We start from the raw sequence: 18,297 nt of genomic DNA, 5'->3' as shown, positions 1-18,297 counted from the left end.
CAGCGGTATTTTCGGCCGGTAGACGGGGATACTTCTCAATCGAGGAAATAGATATCCACTGCGCGCACACCGTGGTAGCAGCTCTCTTGATAGCTGCCGTAGAGCAGATCCAGATCGACTCGGCCCTCGGTCATGGCGGTACCGGTCTCACCGGCTATGGCGCAGCCGTAGACGAATTGGCCGTCGGCCGAGCGGATGTACATGCGGGTACCATAAGGGATCTTGCGCGGGTCGACAGCTACGATACCGGGCACAGGGGCGCGGCCAGAGGCGGTCCCCTGACCCGGCCGCACGCTGTAGCCGGTGGTCTTGGCCCCCCGCTGCACGCGGCTGTAGTTGCGGGGCACGCCGTTTTCATCCAGCTGCAGATCGTCAAAATCCAGCTCGGACACGGCGGCGCCGGGCTGGCCTACCAGCTGTATCTGCGGGGTGGGCTGATACAGCAGCTGGGGCGTGCCGGTGGTGCGCTGCGTCTCTTGCCCGTCGACATAGCGGATATCGGTGACCGTTTGCTGGGCGCCGTCACTGCCGTATTGCCGCACCAGGACCTGACCCTGGGGCAACACCGAGGTATAGACATTTTGTACCGGAGCGGGCAGCACCGTGGTCTCGACCTGCTGGCGCTCCTCGACCCGCTGCAGCTGCAGGCTATCGCCCTGATGCAGCACAGTATCCAGCGGCAGCGAGAGCATATCCTGCCCGCCCAGTGTGATACCGCAAGCGGCCAGCGCCTGGCGGGCAGTGGTGCCGGCCTCCAGTGTGGCGGTGAGCTGGCTGCCGTCGCAGGTGATGGGGATCTGGATGGCCCGCTGGATGAGCAGCTGTGCGCAGCCGCTCTTGCGGGTGACCTGCAGGTTATCTTTTTCCCTAAGGGTGATCCCCTGCCGCTCGAGCAGCTGTTTATTTTGGTGGTAGGCGCCGGGCTGCTGGCTGCTCAGTACCGCCCGGCTGCCGCCTTCCTCGCTGATATATACGACCTGGGACCGCTGCGCGGTATGGCTGCCCACCACCAGTACGGCCATGAGCATGCTGGCGCAGACCAGCACCCGGCTGTCGGTAAAGAGGTCGTGCAACCTGGATGATCGATCTGTATGCATAGGTCTCCCTTCTTGTTGTACCGCAGATTTGTAACCGTTTTGTAATATTTTATGGCAATACCTAAAATATATGCACGGATAAAAGCCGCGGTGCCTGTCCAGCCATCACTATACCAGCACCCAAATAAAAAACTGCGCAAACGGTGTCAACTGTTCGCGGCGGCAGCCGGTGCGCAAAAATAGCCCGGGCCATACGGCCCGGGCTATTTTTGCGGCCGGTCGCAGCTCCGACGGGGGAGAAGCCACCGGGACGACAGCCAGCAGCTACAGGTACTGCTTGGCGTAGTTGGCCCAGATCGAGACCAGCATCATCATCAGCGACTGGGATTCCAGCGTGAGCTGGTCGGCCATTTTGAGGGTGGGCAATAAAAAGAGACGGGTGGCGTACTGGGCCAGCTTTGACCGCCTGTTGCAGGTGACCAGCACGATCTCGCAGCCCAGTTTTTGAGCGGCATCGATAAAGTCGGCCATGCCGGGGCCGGCCAGCTCGCCGGTGGTGCTAAAGACGATAATGAGGTCGTCGCCGCTGAGAGAGGCGTCGACCCAGGGGGCCAGCGAGCCGGTGAGCGGCAGTACCCGTTTGCCCAGAGCGGTAAAGTCGTAATAGAACTTCATGGCCGGCAGGGAGGAGGCCAGTGAGCCCAGACACTTGATAAACGGCGCCTTTTGGATGCAGCCGATCAGATCGATGATCTGTTGCGGTGGTATTTGGGACAGAGCGCGCACCCCGGCGGCGTACTGGCTGGTCTGCTCGGACAGCAGCGACAGCTGCTCGTGCGGCTTTTGCGTGTGGGCCGTTTTGATGAGATCGAAGCGGAACTCGCTGTAACCGCTGTAGCCCAGCTTTTTGCAAAAGCGCTGCACCGCCGAGATAGACGCACCGGCCAGCTGAGCGACGCGGGAGATGGTGAGTTCCTCCACCGCCTGGGGGTTGTGGTCGATAAAATCGGCGATCTGCCGGTCGTTTTTGGTAAATCTGGTGTGGTTGAGCTGGATGCGCTCGCGGTAATCCATGGCACGGCCTCTTTCTATAGTGATCAAAAAATAAAAAATTTATCGCTTTTAACTTTAATTTGCGCATTTATATTGACAAATTTATCATACCGTAGGAAAATGATGGTGTCAACCCGCACACTGCAGACTTTTAAGGAGGAAAACTATGTATCAGCGCGATCTGGCCGAAGTAAAGGATTTTATCCGCCTGCCCGCATTTGTGAAAAAGATCGTAGAGGAGGATTACACCTACGAAAAACTGGCCCAGCTCATCCCCGCAGAGGTGATGAAAAACGCCCGCCGGGTGATACTGACCGGCAACGGTGACTCCTACTGCGCATCGCTGGCGCTGCGCATCTTCTTTGAGAAGATGCTGCACATGTCGGATGTGGTGGCCGAGCGCTGCATCGACGTGGGCCGACACTTTTACTTTAACAGCGATGAGGACCTGAGCCAGACGCTGGTATTCGTGACCAGCGCCTCGGGTACCGGCGCCCGGGTGGCCGAGGCCATGCGCCGCTGCAGCAAAAAGGGGTGCAGCACCTTTGCCGTGACGGCCAGCGCCGACTCGCTGATCGCCAAAGACGCAAAATTCGTGTTGGCCGAGACCGGCGAAAAAGTATATGACTACCACTACAGCACCCAGTCGTTCACCTATGTCAACGCCATGGTCAACCTGTACCTGGTGGCCCTTTACGGCGGGGTGGTACGCGGGGTGATCACCCCTGAGCGGGAGAGAGAGCTGCGCACAGAGCTGGTGCGGTACGCCGAGAGCTTTGTTCCGGTGCTCGACGATATCGACACCCAGATGTATGAGCTGGCACTCAGCTGGGCGGACACGATCGGTTACGACTTTGTGGGGACCGGGGTGGACATTGCCGCCGCCTACTTTGGCGCCGCCAAATTTTTTGAGTATGCCGGTTCGATCAACATGTACAGCGACAGCGAGGACTGGAACCACATCAACTTTTTTATGCGCGACCGGGCGCTGCTCGGCACCTGTGTGGCGGCATCAAAGGGCAATGAGTCGCTGAGCCGTACCATCGAGACCATTGGCGGTATGGTGAAGAGCGACCGCCGCGTACTGGTGGTGACCGAGTGTGCGCCCGACCAGTTCCCCGCCGGGGTGACGGTGTGCCAGCTGCCGGACACCACAGTGCTGGAATTTAAGCCGCTGATGAACTTTATCCCCTTTACGCTGCTGGGCTTTCACATTGCGCGCATGCGTGATCTGGGCTTTTTTGTGAGCGATGGCGGATACGGTACCGGGCCGCTGTTTGCCGAGGAGGACATGAACAAGATCAAGACCAGCGAGATCGTATACATCGACTAAATATAGCCGCCCGGCAGCTGTCGGTGACAGACAGCCGCGCTCATGACTGGACCGGGCGTGCCAGGAGGTGCCACAGTATGGCCAGATACTTATCTTGTGGGAACATCATGTCGGACGTGGTGGAGTTTGCCGACGGCACCAGGGGGTCTTTTCACCTGGGCGGGCCCGCCATATTTGGGCTGGAGGGTATTCGCCTGTGGACCGACGACTGCGCTATGGTCTGCCATGCCGGCGAAGATTGGCAGGAGGGCTACGGCGACTGGCTCGGCCGCAACGGCATTGGGGGCAGCACCGTGGGCGTGCTGCCCGGTGAGGCCTCGCGGTGCCTGATCGGGCACCGCGCCGACGGCAGCTATAAGTGGGTGCCGCTGCAGGGGGAGGCACACATCCGCCAGTTTGACCTGACTGCCGACCTGATGCTGTCGGCCATTGGGCCGGAGACGAGCGGGGTGTACCTGTACATGTACCCCGGCGACCCATTTTTTAAAGAGCTGCACACCATGCGCCAAAAGAGCGATTTTCAGCTGATGTGGGAGTTGGGCGCTGACCGGATGCCCGCGCGGTTGGATCTACTGCGCGATCTGCAGCAGGTGGATATGTTTTCGCTCAACAGCCTGGAGGCAGCCCGCATCTTTGATATTCCCTGCCGGCGCGAGGAGGAGATCATCACCCGTTTACAGCAACTGCCGGTATCGTTTATCTTTTACCGGGTGGGCAAGCGGGGCGCCTACGGCATTACTGCCGATGAGGTGTGGTTTTGCCCCGCGGTGGACCCGGCAGGTCCCTCGGTCGACCCCTCGGGCTGCGGCAACTGCTCTACGGCGGCGGCCATGTACGGCTGGGTAGCCGGGTTGGGGCCGGCCGGGGCGGCGGTGACGGCCTGTATATCCTCGGGCTACAACGCGGCCCAATTTGGCGTGTGGCCCCAGTTTACCGCTCGGGACCGGCAGCGCGCCCAGGACCTATACCGGCAGATGATGGCACAGCAGGTCGTGCGCTGCCGGTGATCGGGCATCTGCAGGCCCTGTTGAATGGTTGGAGCATAGACCAGATAAAAGACCCCGGAGCAAGAGCTCCGGGGTCTTTTGGGCGTAAAATTTAGCGCTTGGAGAACTGGGGAGCGCGACGGGCGGCTTTGAGGCCGTACTGGCGTACAGTTTAGCGCCGGTTTTCCTTGATTTTATGGGCTTTTTGGCCTCTGCCCTCAAATGTTGCCCCAGTATTTAATCATAAAAATGGGGGCATTTTAGACACCAACAGATGGAGCAAATGCAGCATTTACAACACTCAGAAGTTCCTCCGGTTTATTATACTTCACCTGCGCGTAAATGTCCATAGTCGTCTTACTGTTTTCATGCCCGGCAAGATATTGAACAGTTTTTGGGTCAATGCCTGCATACAGCAGGTTAGTAATATAGGTGTGACGAAGTTGATGTGGGGTTACATCAAAGTCAATGGCATACACTAACTTCGGGTTATTTTTCTGATGACTGCCAGGGGTAGGCGTTACCGTACACTTCACGCACTGGCCATTTACATACTTATAATAGTTATGGGGTTTCGTAGAGCGAACGGTTACATATTTCCATACCCGCTGAAACTGCGAAGATGAAAGAGGATTTCCATTTCTGTCAGCAACCACATATTCCGATTCGGTTTTCTCTTTCACTTCCCGCAGGCAGTCTGTCAAACACTTTGGGATCGGAATATCTCTCCGAGCCGCCTTCGTTTTCAGCGTTGTGGAAATCACCGGCCTGTTATGTTCTGAGCGCCATGCCCTCCGTACAGAGATGTACGGCGTAGGAACATCCAGAAATACGCAGTCCCATTGCAGTCCCAGAATTTCTTCACGACGCAGGCCGGAATATAAAGCGATCATTATAAAGGTATAGGGCGGAAGCCCTCGGACAGTATCTAAAAGTAGCTTCACTTGCTCATCCGTCAAGGCATTTATCTTTTTCCCCGGTTTTCCCCCTTTGGCCGAGAGTCCCTCACAGGGATTATATTCAAGTAACTGGCTTCGCTCTGCCGAATAAAAGACACATTTCAGGAGCATATTTACCTTACTATACAATCCAGCAGATTTTGAAGCCAATGGAATCATCGCAAGCCGAATATCGTCTGCAGTCACATCCTCAAGATACATATCGCCTAAAGGTTTGACAATATAGTTGTTCATGGTCTGGGTATATCCTCTCAACGTGCCGGAAGATACCTTTGCCGACTGCATGAGCAACCACTTCTCGCAATACTCTGCCACCGTTGGATGTTTTCTGCGGAAAACCGCCTCCTCTACCTGGCGTCGAGCCTCCATCTCCTTTAACTGGAGTTCCTCGCAGGTTTCAGCATACAAGTCCACCCTTTTTCCATCGGCATCGGTGATCCGAGTCCTGTAATATTGAATCCCCCTCCGCATGGCAGTGCCATACCGGGGAACATTTTCTTGTTTTTTCGCCATGATTTCAGTTCCTTTCTATTTAATATGTATTTCAGCGCCGATACCTTCTTTATACTGAAAAATCATGGCTCTATCAAAGGTGCGATTCTGGGAAACGCAAAGGGCGGGGAACACTCCCCGCCCTTTGTACGTTTTCCGTCAAATTATTGTGCCGCTTCGTATTCACCGCCATCCCATTCTGCAAAGGCTCCGCTTAAAACTCCTGCCAGTTGCTCCGGCTTGTTGTACTTTACCTTCGCATAAATGTCCATCGTGATCTTACTGCTCTCATGGCCAGCCAAGTATTGAACTGTTTTCGGGTCTACCGAAGCATGAATCAAATTTGTGATGTAGGTATGACGAAGCATGTGTGGCGTAACCTCAAAATCCAAGCTATATACCACATGACCATTGTTCCGTGCTTTTTCACCCAGCTTCGGGTAAAGCATATACTTCACATATTTCCCGTCCACAAGTTTGCGAGCTATCCTCGGTTTTGCTGTCCGTGTCACGATATACTGCCAAAGCCGCTTAAACTGCGTATAAGACAACGGCTCTCCATCCTGGTTGGCAATTACATAGTCTGATGTCGATTTTTTCTTTGCCGCTTTCAAGCACTCTGCCAAACGATCCGGGAGAGGGATATTCCGCTCCGCAGCCTTCGTTTTTAACTCTGTGAGAATGACCGGCCTATTATGTTCCGTGTGCCACGCCCGCCGGACCGTCAAATACGGCGCATCTGTATCCAGATATACCGAATCCCATTGCAGTGCAAGGATTTCTTCCCGCCGCAGCCCGGCATACAGGCCAATCATCACAAATACATAGGGCGGCAACCCACGAATGGCGTCCAAAAGCCGTTCTACCTGTTCATCCGTCAAAGCCTGCCGCTCCTCCTGCGGAACGCCTCCGCCTTTTGCCTCAAGGTATATCGTCGGGTTTGTATCAATCACATGGCTCTCCTTGGCCGCCCGGAAAATAGACTTGTAGAGGATTACCACGGACTTATATACTGAAGCCGACTTTTTAGAGACTGGCACAAGGGCAACCTGGATGTCATCCAGGGTTACATCGGCCATTCGTTTCTCACCCAGCTCCTTGATAATATGCCGCCGCACCTTGGATGTATAATCAATCAATGTGGTGGCACGGATATGGACGGACTGCATCAGAAGCCACTTTTCACAATACTCGGCGACCGTGGGGGATTTACGCCGGAATGTGGCGTTGTCGATTTGCTCAAGAGCCGCCATTTCCTTGTCGTAAACTTCCTCGCGGGTTTTTCCGTAAAGAATCACCCGTTTGCCATCTGCGTCCTCAATATCTGTTTTGTAATACTCATGCCCATTTATCTGGACTTTGCTGTACCTGGGAATTCGTTTTCTTTTTGCTGCCATTTTTCTACCTCCAAATGCAATCGGTGTTGTATCTTTGTTTTACCAAAACCGCACGATTTGCTCAAAGGTGCGATTTGTTTCCTCGCACATTTCGGTAGGTTGCTTTCTTTTCCACAGGTTTTGCCCGATAGGTGCATTTAGCAACATATTCCTGAAGGTAGGCAGAAGTGAAATATACGCACCCATTCGGTACATATTGAATATAGGAAATCAAACCGCTGTTTCTGGCTTCATCCAAGGTGGCAAGGCTGATTCCCAACAGTTTTGCCGCCTCCTTACGAGTAATCAGCTTTTCCATATCCAATCTTCACTTCCTTTCCTTCTTTTTTACTACTTCATAATCAAAACCGGGCCGCTGGCCGCAGTAGGTGCAGATGTCCTTTTCCACCCGGCCAGGGTGGACCCGGCGCAAATAATAAGAGCCTGTGCCGTAGAAGTTATTGGCACAGGCCGGACAAAGGCACATGATTAAATTTTTCGACGTTTCTTCAATCAATCCCACGCTGACTGCCAGAGCGCGGTTGAGCCGGCGGATATGCTGTTCCTCCAGATGTCCGATGTACGTTTCCAGCCGTCTTTTATCAATGGTGCGGAGCTGCTCCATCAGCACCAGAGAAGGCAGCTCCAGGCCGTTCTCTGCTTTGAGAAGGTAATGAGTGGGCAGCTTGGCCTTGGCGTCCACTTTGCTGGATATGGCTGCCACAATGACCGTGGGGCTGTGCTTGTTTCCAGTATCGTTCTGAATAATAAGGACAGGGCGATACCCTTCCTGTTCGGAGCCGATTCCCCGGCCCAGATCGGCATAGTACATATCGCCGCGCAGATATGTCTTATTCATGTCTATGACCTCCCTTTGAAATGCAGGCGGCAGGTGCCGCCTATGTAGAGCCGGACAGCAGAACAGAATGAAGGCCAGGGAGAGATAAAACAATCCTCCTGTTTTCATTGGCCCGTCCTGCTGTACGGCCCGTATTTCAAAGTGTTCCTATTTGTCCTCGACACCCCGGAACACTGCGGGAAGTCATCAAACGGCTGGCGGCTCACCAGCTCCACGGGGAATCTCACCCCTCGCGTGGTTCTCACGCAACCGCCCCCATTGCCTGCGACGGATCACGGCGGCAAACCGCTTCAACGCTCGGACGTTAGGCTGGACGGGAGTATCATTGTCCCCGCTGCTGGTTATGGCCGTACCGGGAGCCGCCCGGTACTGGCAGCCTGCTGTTTCTCGCTCCTTGCCTGGAAGAACAAACCAAAGACCTACAATCTCTTTTTTCGGTGGTGTCTCGTTGTTTTCTCCCGGCAGATCACTGCGCAGCCGCTACCTGGGCTTTGGCTTTCGCCAAAGCAGCGGGAATGTGCCTGATGAATGGGTATGCAGTTTTCAAGGTGCCATGAGGCCATAAAAAGAACCTCTCACCCTATTTGCCGTTGGGTGAGAGGTTCTATAACCGCTAAAACTTATTTTTCCAGAAAAATTTTTAGCTTTTTGAGGATTTTCATTTTCCTCTTATAAACGGCGGGCTGAGAAATGCCGAGTTCCACCGCCAGCTCGCTCTCCTTGCGCTCATCAAAGAATAATGCCTGGATCAGCGCACGTTCTTCTGGGGTAAGCAGGGAAAGCGCGGTATGTAGCCTGTCCACTTCCAGCTTGTGGAGCACCACGCTCTCCACGCTTTCCTGCTCATCGGAGAATTGCCGGGCATTTTCATCCACCAGCCGGTCCAAAGAATCTTCGCGGCTGGGGATGATCTGCACCACTTGGCCCTCCTTTCCGAGAACGAACCGCTCGGTTTTCAAATCGTTCTCAAAATAGCGCATTTTCCGGTCGCCCTGCATATAGGCCCGGTACACTTCATCCGTGACCTCGACAAATTGGCCGCGAATCCATATTCTTTTTTTATCAGCGTCCACGCTGTTTTCCCTCCGATCAGTCTGAATTGCGAGAAATTCAGACTGGCCGGCGGTCCCCTACAACGTGAAAATGGGGTTTCTCTATATTGAAAAACGCACCTGCAGAATGGGGTATTCCCCCAAACAGCAAGTGCGTTTCTTTTTAGTTCGTATAAATCATGGCATGATGGTTCAGTGCGAAGGGCATAGTATCCCGCTGAAAAACGGGAAGTTTTTTTGACCGTACACCGTCAAGCAGGCGGCCTACGACATAGAATCATACTCGCTGCTTCTAATAAGCAGCGGTGCGAAGGATGACCAACGCATGAAATATCCCTCCAGGCCAAAACGTGGTCTGGAGGGATGGGCATGACAAACCAACCTGCCAAAACCTCGTTTTTTTTATTGACAGGGCCAGTTATACGATCCTGGTCAGTTCACTTTTATCCGCACTATCAGTTCTCTAAAATTTGAACTGCTATGCCATTATAAATCTGGCATAAATCCGTAAAATAGAAGGAGAGGTGAACTGAAAGTGCAGAATGAACATGAAATGCTTGGCGAGATCATCAAGAATGCCCGCATGAAAGCAGATATTACGGTCGAAGATCTGGCAGCCAAGGTCGGAGTAGGCGAGAGATTTATATATCGTATCGAGAACGAAGGCAAAAAGCCCAGCTACGACATCCTGTACAAGCTGATTCGGGAGCTGTCCATTTTACCCGATCAGATTTTCTTCCCGGAAAAGAAGATTGAGGATTCTGAAATGGAAAGCCTTGTCCGTATGCTGTATAACTGCGATGAGCGTTCTATGCAGATCATCAAGGCGACAGTTAGAGCGGCCTTGGATAGCCAGCCCAAAGAGTGAAAAAGAGCCGATGTCCGTGGGAAATTCTCACGGGTTCATCGGCTCTGCGTCTATGCGTCTGGCTCTTTGATGACAACGATGTGTAGCTGTTTCGCCTGAATCAAGCTCTTTCGTTTGCACTTCGGGCAGTAGAGAGGATAATTGATTAAAACCGTATCCTCCCTGATTCGATCACGGGTTTTATTCCCGCAGACGGGACAATAAACCCATTCTGTTTGCTGCATGGGAACCACCTCCATTCTCTTGTTTCCAAGACATGGCTGAGGACTTGCTACTCTGCAAGCCCGTCGGCGTGTCTTTTCTATTTAATCTTCATTTTTCCTCCCATAAGTTAGCCACGGACTGTAAAGTTAAATGAAAGTTGAGGACCCGTCAGCCCTTCTGGTACAATGGTTTTACCACAAACCCACGTACCTCCCGAAAGGAGACGAGTCCTCATGGCAAAATTGTATCAAATAAGCTGCCCGAAGTGCAACAACAAAACGGATTTTTATCGCTACGGAAAAGATTCGCATGGACATCAAAAGTATCGTTGCAAGAAGTGTTGGTATCAGTGGGCACCGGAAACGCCGGAGCGTGTTTATACTCGAACGAAGAGCTATCCTTCCTGTCCTATTTGCGGCAAGGCAACTTTCCTGCACCATGATATGGAGCACTACAGCGACTACCGCTGCTGTGACAAGAAGTGCAACCACTCCATGTTTGTACCGAAGCCTACCGCTATCTCTGCTCCGTCCATGTCCCAACTCTTTGGAAAGACCGATTTCAAGCGGATACGCTACCCTGTTCATGTGATTCTAACGGCCTTGAGCATGTTCTACCTGGGCAAGAACTCGTTCCGCAATATCGCATTGATTCTGCGTACCGTGATGAATGTCCAGGTGTCCCACACGACCATTAGTAACTGGTGTACCAACTTCGCCCCGATGTTCCAAAACATGGCCTTACAGCTCATTCCAGCACTCAATTTCAACTCTGACGAGTGGCATGCCGATGAAACTGTCGTTAAGATACAGGGCAAGAAATACTACCTCTGGCTCATTCTGGACAGTGAGACGCGCTTTGTCCTTGGCTTCCATCTGGACCGCCACAGGGACAGTCCTCAGGCTTTCACCATACTGGAAGCGGTAAAGGATTTAGGCTCGCCTCGCGCCATTGTGAGCGACCGTTACTTCGCCTATCAAATGCCTGTCAAGACGCTGCATGGGGTTCAGCACATCCGCGTGGAAAGTTTCCACGATGACATCACCAACAACCTCATTGAGTGCTTTAACAAGCAGTTCAAGGCATGGTACAAAACCAAACAGGGCTTTTCCTCTTTTTCCTCTGCCAACAACCTCATTTCCATGTTCATCTTTTTCTACAACTTCGTCCGCCCTCACTCCGCCTTGAATGGCCTTACTCCGGCTCAGTGCGCCGGCCTTCAACTATCCAAAAAGCGTAAGCGCGAGCTTCTGCTCGTTGCATAGAGCTTTTTTGTGCTTTCGGGTCCTATTTTTTCATTTTTACTTTACAGTGCCGTTAGCCATTAAAAATTTATCCAGGTTAATCTTGTTTCTGTGTTGCTGTCTCTTTCAGCCGTGAGAAACTTTCGTCGCTGATGTTGTGTTCAATCCGGCAGGCGTCGGCCTCCGCAGTCTTGGGGTCAATACCTGCGGCGATAAGCTGTTCAGTAAAAAAACAGTGACGCTCATAGATTTTCTTGGCTGTTTCTTGTCCTAAATCTGTGAGTAAAAGAAAACTGTGATCATCCATTGTAAGGAAACCACCATCTTTTAGGACAGTCATTGCCCGCCAGACGCTTGGTTTGCTAACATTTAATTGTCGAGCTATATCAACAGAGCGCACCTCAATTTGTTTTTTAGCTACTATTAAAACTGCCTCTAAATAGTCCTCCATAGATGATGTTAAGGGCATAATGGTACACCTCCTTCTGACACATATAATTACTTCATTTACACCATACCTGCTTTTTTGAAATGCTTCTTGAGCAGTTTCTTAGCGATGAGCGCGCCAACAAAGGCGCAAATTGCAACAACGACAAGCATTATGATAGCTGTTACAGGTGATACTAACGTTTGCAAAATTCCCAAATAACTTTCGCCAAACATTCCCGCATACTGCTCAAGTGTTTGATTTGAGAAAAACAAGAAGGGAATATATGTACCACTGAATGCTGCTAAAACCATATAAATGATATAACTGAACGTAAGTGTTTTTCCATTAGTGCAACCTGTTTTCCACGCGATCAACGCAGAAATAATGCCAGCAATAATGCAGCAAATTATCATGGGCGGATAAAATCCATAAATGCCTGTTACCGCACAAAAAATGAACAGTGCCCACGGTTTCTTAGTCTTAGCTGCTACAAGGAAATATGTAATAGCTGCCAATAATGACCACAATGGACTTACCACTAACATCGTGTAGGGAGAAAAAGATAGGAACGCACAAATGATATAGATAACAAGTGCGCACAAAGATAAAAGAGCTGTGACGATCAAATCCTTTACTTGAAATCCTTTTTTGTTTTCGGTTTGCATGAAATAAATCCTCCTTAAAATGATATTGGTTGGAACGATGTCCATATGATAACCGCAAAAAGAGCAAGCATACCTATCAACAAAATACTATCTCTTAAGCGGAAATCAACTAATATATAGTGAGTTTTTTCACAAGGATAGCTGATGCCTCGCGTTTCCGCTGATGCGGATAATTCTGTCGCCGTCATCAGAAGGCGCATAAGTATAGGGACTAAAAAGCCTTCGTATGTCTGCGCCGGATGACTTACTATTCTCCAAAAAGACAATCCCACGCCCCTCGTTTTCATCCCTTGTTTTATATAAAGCACATCTTGTTTCAAAGATGGAAGAAATCTCAATATGATAGCCACTGGTATCACAATTGCTTGAGGGATATGACTTGCCTGAAGCGCTGCTATCAATTCCGATATTTCCGTAGTCTGAAATAGAATATTCAAAGCAAGTGCAATAGTCAAAATTCTTAGTAAAAAGAATGTTATCACGGAAGATAAATGAATTGGAAGGACTTGCGCCAACATAAGCAGAACTATATAAACTATTGCAACTTTGATACTTGTTTTCCAAAGTCCACTTAGCAAAGCAAACAGGCAAACGACGCCAAAGAGTAACAAGCCTGTTAAGCCTCCACCCAAAGCAAACGCCAAAGCTGATGTCAATAGAATCAACAGAAGTTTTATGCGAGAATCGTAATATACTCCATGCTTTCTCAATTTATTCACCACCTTCCTCCACCATAAAATTCTTTACGATTTTGAAATTGTTTTGTTCCGTCATTTGTAAATCATCTTTAATAATCCCTTCCTTCAAAAGCAAAGCGCGCGAGGCGGTCAGGCTGATAAACTCCAGATCATGCGTAATAATAAAGACCAGCTTTCCAGCCTCACGCATATAATTAACAGCATTGGCAACAGCGCACATATTATCCCAGTCTAACCCGCTTGTTGGTTCATCCAAAACGATGATTGGTTTTTCCGAAAGCATTGCCGCTCCTATTGTCAGTCTCTGTTTTTGACCGCCTGATAAAGCATACGGATGGCAGTCTTTGAAGTTTTCCAGATGGAGCATTTTCAAAATTTGAGACACTTTTTCATCTATGCTTGGAATCCTTTTGTTTCCTAACCTCAATTCCTCCGTCACACTGTCTGTATAAAGCTGGTGATCTGCCTCCTGCATAACAAAGTACACATAGTCGGATAATTTTTGTTGCTTCACATTCTTTCCATCAATGTAAAACGCACCTTGGCGGCAGCGAATCAAGCCAGACAAGATTTTCCCCAATGTTGTTTTCCCGCAACCATTTTCTCCAATCAAGGCAATCGTTTCGCCTTTGTAGGCTTCTAATGAAATGTTGTGAAGAAGTTCCGGCATGGCTTTATGCGAAAAGCTCAAATTTCTAATTTGGAGAAATACTTCCGAGCGGCAAATAGATTCTTTCCTTTCTATTTGTATTAAATCCAAATTTAACGGGCGAAGCCTTCTGTTGTGCATTTGGACAGCAGATAATTCTGCCATTTCCTCACCTGTTAATTCTTCGCAGATTTGACCATCCTCCATAATTAAAAAGCGATCTGCGAGTCCGTATAAGTAAAACAATCTGTGTTCTGAAACAATAATCGTGTGTCCAGCGGCTTTCAAAGCAGAAAGAATCTCTCTTACCTGTAAGATTGTATGAATGTCTAAATTAGCCGAAGGCTCATCCAGAACATAAATTTGTGGATTAAGAGTAGTCGCTGCGAGAAAAGCAACTTTTTGCCTTTCTCCACTGGACAGGGCAAAAATATCTCTGTCTTTTAGGTTCTCCATATTCAGTGACTGAAAGGCGCTGTTAACACGTTTAACGATTTCTTTATGTGGAATTCCATAGTTTTCGCAGGCAAATGCAACTTCGCTGGAACTGTTTGTAGTAAAAAATTGACTGCGGGGATCTTGAAAAATTGAAGCAATCTCTTTGCCAGCCTCACCGGCGTCCGATTCTTTTATGGAACGTCCCAATACAATGACTTCGCCGGATAATCTGCCTTCAAAAAAGCGGGGAATCAAATTATTGATACACCTGGTTAATGTGGTCTTTCCACATCCGCTCTGCCCAGTAATAACAAGAAATTCTCCCGATTTTATGATAAGCTTTACATCCTTTAGACTTTCCTGAGACTGTCCTTCATACTGAAAAGAGGCATGTTCAAAAGATATAATTGGAAATTGTTTTTTCATGGCAACACACCTCATAGCTTCCAACTGATGGATTTCTCCCTGCACTTCAAAAAAGTACGATAAATCCCTTCTTTTTCTGCTAATTCCTTATGGGTTCCCTTTTGAACAATATGGCCTTGATCAATGACAATAATTTGATCTGCCGTCCGAACAGTAGACAACCTGTGAGCGATAGAAATTAGTGTTTTATTTTTCGTCAATTCAAAAATTGCGTCCAAAAGAGCTTTTTCATTTTCCGGGTCTACGCTGGATGTCGCTTCATCCAAAATAACGATGGGCGCGTCTTTCAATATCGCCCTTGCTATTGAAATTCTCTGTTTTTCTCCCCCAGACAAAGTGGAACCTGCTTCTCCTATCATTGTTTCATAGCCTTGTGGGAGCGCCTCTATAAAATCATGGCAGCGGGCCCTTTTAGCGGCCTCTACCACCTCCGCATGGGTCGCGTTAGGTTTTCCGAATTTGATGTTATTTTCAATCGTATCATTAAACAGATACACCTTTTGGAATACCATACTTACATATGATAAAAGGCTATCACAAGTAAATTCTTTTACATCGTGTCCTCCAATTTTAACACTTCCAGAATTTACGTCCCAAAATCTTGCAATCATATTACACAAAGTTGTTTTCCCTGAACCTGACGGCCCAACGATAGCACAAGTAGAGTTCTGTGGGATTTTCAAGGTGATTCCATCTAAAACCGGACGGCTGTCATAAGCGAAAATAACATCTTTCAGTTCAATCTCATATGATTTCAGGACAATATCCTTTCCGTCTCCATCTAAAACCGGTATATCTGAGATGAAATCCAGCCGATCCAACTGCGTAGCGAGCATTTTACTCAAAAAGGCCCCGTCATTCATCAATTCCAATTCCATGAACATTAAAAATGCACAGATGATAAATAAAAGGCAATAGGGCAATGTGATAACTCCCCACAAATAGAGCAAAGCTGACAATAAAAATAACAGGCAACTTGTAATCTTAAATACGGCTTCATACAGCTTCATAATTCCGGCAGTAGAAATTGTAACCGCTATATCGCTGCGACACTTATTTTCAAAGGCTTGATCCACTTTTCCTTTTCCTTCTTTGCCTTTTCCGAATATGCGCAGAACAGAAATGCCTTTTATGTATTCTAATGCACTTCCCACCAACAATTCCTGAGCATTTTGCATATCTTCCGTATGCGCGCCGGCCCGCTTTTTTATCTGGCCCAGTACAAGAATTCCCGCTAAAATTCCTGTTAAAGCCAAAAACCCAATCTGCCAGCAAAATATACCCAACATTAGCGTCATGGCAAGCGCCTGTACAAAACCTCCTACCAAAAATGTTAGTGCAAGCATACAATTCCCTTCCAGATCGGAAATTGTTGTTGTCAATACTGTTTGTACGGTGCCGAGATTATTTTCTGTAAAATAGCCCATTGGTGCCCTTTTGAGCTGATTTCCAATCTCAAGACGCTTTTCCCGGAAAATCTCATATCCAGACGCACTCATTAGCACATCGCTTAGGTACTGAAACAAAAAGCGGCCCAAAACACTAAGTGCAACAATTCCAAATGCCTGTAAAATGACAGTCTCTGTTAAGTGTTCGATATTCAACATTACCAATAGCACAGCAAAAAATACAAAGGCGGCGCAGCAGGATTTCAGAGCATTGAAGATCAGTCCGGCAATTACACGGGGACGATATTTCCCAGATAACCGTAAAATCCTTTTTATAATTGAAAACATATTAAAATGTCCCTCCTTCCACTTGATCAGCTGAACTCACATAATCACTCCATAATCTTTGATAAAGTGGGCATTCTGATAAAAGCTCTTCCTGCCTGCCGCAGCCAACAATCTTTCCATTTTCCACCACAAGGATTTGATCAGCCTTCTGGATGGTCGCAAGACGATGAGCTACTACGATGAGGGTTTTTCCTTTTACAAGTTTACTGATAGCGTTTTGAATGAGATACTCATTTTCTGGATCAGCATAGGCCGTGGCCTCATCAAGAATAATTACTCTTGCATTTTTTAGAATTGCCCTTGCGATAGTAATTCGCTGACGTTCTCCGCCAGAAAGTTTTCCTCCTGCGTCTCCGGCATTTGTATCATATCCGTTTTCCAACTTTACAATAAACTCATGACAGCAGGCAGCTTTTGCAGCAGCTACCACCTCATCGTCTGTCGCATCCGGTTTTCCGAGCCGGATGTTTTCACGGATACTTTCATCGAACAGAAAATTGTCCTGTGCAACATAACTGACTTCACCCATCAACTGTGCGAAAGGAATCTCTTTAATATTCTTTCCGCCAAAAATAACTTTTCCTTTTGTGGCGTCCCAAAAACCAGCCATGAGTTTTGCAATCGTTGATTTTCCGGAACCGGAAGGGCCGACAATTGCTGAAACAGTACCTGGTTTGATTTCAAAGGATACATTCTTCAGAACTTCCGTCTCGTTATAAGCGAAAGAAACATTTTCAAAGCGATAGGCTGTTTCATCCAGTGCAACATTTTTTTCTGGACGTTTCAGTTCCGGTTTTTCAATAAAATCCCGTATTTGATCGAGGCAGGCTTTCACCATATTAAATTGTTCAGAATATTTTCCTACTCGCATAAGCGGGGCAATAAATCCAATAGGAAGGATAATGCAAGTGATAAAATCTGATAATGGTAATGTTCCAGTCATATAAAGCCATGCGCCAATCGGAAGCGTTCCCAACAATGTTGTCGGCATTACAGCCTGAATGACTGCTGACCAAAGCCAACTCTGCTTCCACCATGCCAGAGTACTGTCATGGAAGAAGTTAATTGCACCTGTAAATTTACTATAAGAAGCACTTCCTTGATTAAATGCCTTAATAACCTCTATACCATTTACATACTCAACCAGCGTACTGTTCATCGCATTTTGTGATTTCATATAAGTGGTACTTTTATTCACATAATCGTTCATCATTCCAATGTAACCCAAAAGTCCGAGGGGAATTGTAATCAATGCAGCTAATCCCATGCGCCAGTCAAGAATAAATACCAGTAGTATACAGCATAGGGGAGCCACTACATTAGAGGTTATTTCAGGCATAAAATGAGCCATCGAATCCTCTAATTTTGAAACTGTATCTGCCATCAAATTTTTGAAATTTCCGGTCGGCGTATCCAACATGACGCCCATTGGAACCCGAAGCATTTTATCTGCGATTTTGCTACGGATATTTTTCAATATTTTATATGTAGCCTTATGCGACATAAAAGAGGATTGATATGTAAGCCACAGTTTTAATATTTGCCCGCCCAAAGCGACTGCAAACAAGATACATACATTTTGAATAGTAGCTGTTTTGTTAAATAGTTCCGCGACTAATAATGACACTGTAATAAAGGGGGCCATCCCGAATAGTTCGCCCAGCGTTGCAAGAAAGGTTGAAAGATATAGTTGCTTTTTATTATTTCCTGCATAACTCAACAATTGCTGAATTGCTCCAGGTTTCGTTTTTTTCTTCATGAAAAATCCTCCTTAAATAGGTTAGCGAAAACT

18 protein-coding genes are annotated in these 18,297 nt (G+C 48.4%); 4 read left to right on the top strand and 14 right to left on the bottom strand.

Features of this window, described 5'->3' with window-relative positions:
• Positions 1–35 precede the first annotated feature (35 nt).
• Positions 36–1,097, bottom strand: coding sequence for a 3D domain-containing protein (locus tag C6Y32_RS09365; protein WP_105205009.1), 1,062 nt, complete (start codon positions 1,095–1,097; stop codon positions 36–38).
• Positions 1,098–1,361: 264 nt separating this feature from the next.
• A complete protein-coding gene (locus tag C6Y32_RS09360; protein WP_105205008.1) occupies positions 1,362–2,111 on the bottom strand; it encodes a MurR/RpiR family transcriptional regulator in 750 nt (249 codons plus the stop codon).
• Positions 2,112–2,256: 145 nt separating this feature from the next.
• On the opposite strand from C6Y32_RS09360, the gene C6Y32_RS09355 reads away from it, so the two are divergent.
• Complete coding sequence (locus tag C6Y32_RS09355; RefSeq protein ID WP_105205007.1) at positions 2,257–3,423, top strand: SIS domain-containing protein; 1,167 nt, start codon at positions 2,257–2,259, stop codon at positions 3,421–3,423.
• Positions 3,424–3,500: 77 nt separating this feature from the next.
• Positions 3,501–4,430, top strand: coding sequence for a carbohydrate kinase family protein (locus C6Y32_RS09350; protein ID WP_105205006.1), 930 nt, complete (start codon positions 3,501–3,503; stop codon positions 4,428–4,430).
• Positions 4,431–4,669: 239 nt separating this feature from the next.
• Here C6Y32_RS09350 and C6Y32_RS09345 read toward each other — a convergent pair whose 3' ends face one another.
• From C6Y32_RS09345 to C6Y32_RS09325, 5 genes are all read right to left on the bottom strand, one after another.
• Positions 4,670–5,881: a tyrosine-type recombinase/integrase gene (locus C6Y32_RS09345; RefSeq protein ID WP_015535499.1), complete on the bottom strand. Its 1,212-nt coding sequence runs from the start codon at positions 5,879–5,881 to the stop codon at positions 4,670–4,672.
• A gap of 143 nt (positions 5,882–6,024) precedes the next feature.
• Positions 6,025–7,257 (bottom strand): tyrosine-type recombinase/integrase, encoded by a 1,233-nt coding sequence (locus tag C6Y32_RS09340; protein WP_015535500.1) that lies wholly within the window; start codon positions 7,255–7,257, stop codon positions 6,025–6,027.
• Between the two features lie 61 nt (positions 7,258–7,318).
• Positions 7,319–7,555, bottom strand: a complete 237-nt coding sequence (locus C6Y32_RS09335) for a helix-turn-helix domain-containing protein (RefSeq protein WP_044933357.1) — start codon at positions 7,553–7,555, stop codon at positions 7,319–7,321.
• 9 nt (positions 7,556–7,564) lie between these two features.
• On the bottom strand, positions 7,565–8,095 hold the full coding sequence (locus C6Y32_RS09330) for a type II toxin-antitoxin system PemK/MazF family toxin (protein ID WP_015535501.1): 531 nt from the start codon (positions 8,093–8,095) through the stop codon (positions 7,565–7,567).
• Between the two features lie 620 nt (positions 8,096–8,715).
• On the bottom strand, positions 8,716–9,168 hold the full coding sequence (locus C6Y32_RS09325; RefSeq protein ID WP_044932497.1) for an RNA polymerase sigma factor: 453 nt from the start codon (positions 9,166–9,168) through the stop codon (positions 8,716–8,718).
• A gap of 514 nt (positions 9,169–9,682) precedes the next feature.
• On the opposite strand from C6Y32_RS09325, the gene C6Y32_RS09320 reads away from it, so the two are divergent.
• The gene (locus C6Y32_RS09320) at positions 9,683–10,015 is read left to right on the top strand and encodes a helix-turn-helix domain-containing protein (RefSeq protein ID WP_049940538.1); all 333 of its coding nucleotides are present in this window, start codon (positions 9,683–9,685) and stop codon (positions 10,013–10,015) included.
• 50 nt (positions 10,016–10,065) lie between these two features.
• On the opposite strand, the gene C6Y32_RS09315 is transcribed toward C6Y32_RS09320, so the two are convergent.
• Positions 10,066–10,239, bottom strand: coding sequence for a cysteine-rich KTR domain-containing protein (locus C6Y32_RS09315; RefSeq protein ID WP_015535502.1), 174 nt, complete (start codon positions 10,237–10,239; stop codon positions 10,066–10,068).
• Between the two features lie 213 nt (positions 10,240–10,452).
• Between C6Y32_RS09315 and C6Y32_RS09310 the strand changes: the two genes are divergently transcribed.
• Entirely contained in the window at positions 10,453–11,484 is a 1,032-nt protein-coding gene (locus tag C6Y32_RS09310; protein WP_105205005.1) for an IS6 family transposase, read from the top strand.
• Positions 11,485–11,560: 76 nt separating this feature from the next.
• Here C6Y32_RS09310 and C6Y32_RS09305 read toward each other — a convergent pair whose 3' ends face one another.
• From C6Y32_RS09305 to C6Y32_RS09280, 6 genes are read right to left on the bottom strand one after another with little or no spacing between them, the layout of a single operon-like run.
• The gene (locus C6Y32_RS09305; RefSeq protein WP_015535503.1) at positions 11,561–11,932 is read right to left on the bottom strand and encodes a metal-dependent transcriptional regulator; all 372 of its coding nucleotides are present in this window, start codon (positions 11,930–11,932) and stop codon (positions 11,561–11,563) included.
• Between the two features lie 38 nt (positions 11,933–11,970).
• Positions 11,971–12,558 carry an MptD family putative ECF transporter S component gene (locus C6Y32_RS09300; RefSeq protein WP_015535504.1) on the bottom strand — a complete coding sequence of 196 codons (588 nt, stop codon included), beginning with the start codon at positions 12,556–12,558 and terminating at the stop codon, positions 11,971–11,973.
• 14 nt (positions 12,559–12,572) lie between these two features.
• Positions 12,573–13,277 carry an energy-coupling factor transporter transmembrane component T family protein gene (locus tag C6Y32_RS09295; RefSeq protein WP_044932499.1) on the bottom strand — a complete coding sequence of 235 codons (705 nt, stop codon included), beginning with the start codon at positions 13,275–13,277 and terminating at the stop codon, positions 12,573–12,575.
• Positions 13,270–14,769, bottom strand: coding sequence for an ABC transporter ATP-binding protein (locus C6Y32_RS09290; protein ID WP_044932501.1), 1,500 nt, complete (start codon positions 14,767–14,769; stop codon positions 13,270–13,272). Before C6Y32_RS09290 ends, C6Y32_RS09295 begins: the two co-directional genes overlap by 8 nt.
• Before the next feature lie 11 nt (positions 14,770–14,780).
• Positions 14,781–16,505, bottom strand: a complete 1,725-nt coding sequence (locus tag C6Y32_RS09285) for an ABC transporter ATP-binding protein (RefSeq protein WP_015535505.1) — start codon at positions 16,503–16,505, stop codon at positions 14,781–14,783.
• A gap of 1 nt (position 16,506) precedes the next feature.
• Positions 16,507–18,264, bottom strand: coding sequence for an ABC transporter ATP-binding protein (locus tag C6Y32_RS09280; RefSeq protein WP_015535506.1), 1,758 nt, complete (start codon positions 18,262–18,264; stop codon positions 16,507–16,509).
• Positions 18,265–18,297: the final 33 nt, after the last annotated feature.

Origin of the sequence: Neobittarella massiliensis (ex Bilen et al. 2018), from assembly GCF_900289145.1 — a bacterium.
In the GTDB taxonomy this organism is placed as follows: domain Bacteria; phylum Bacillota; class Clostridia; order Oscillospirales; family Ruminococcaceae; genus Neobittarella; species Neobittarella massiliensis.
Note: the sequence above shows the minus strand (reverse complement) of the source record. Positions and strands in the feature narration are given on the sequence as shown.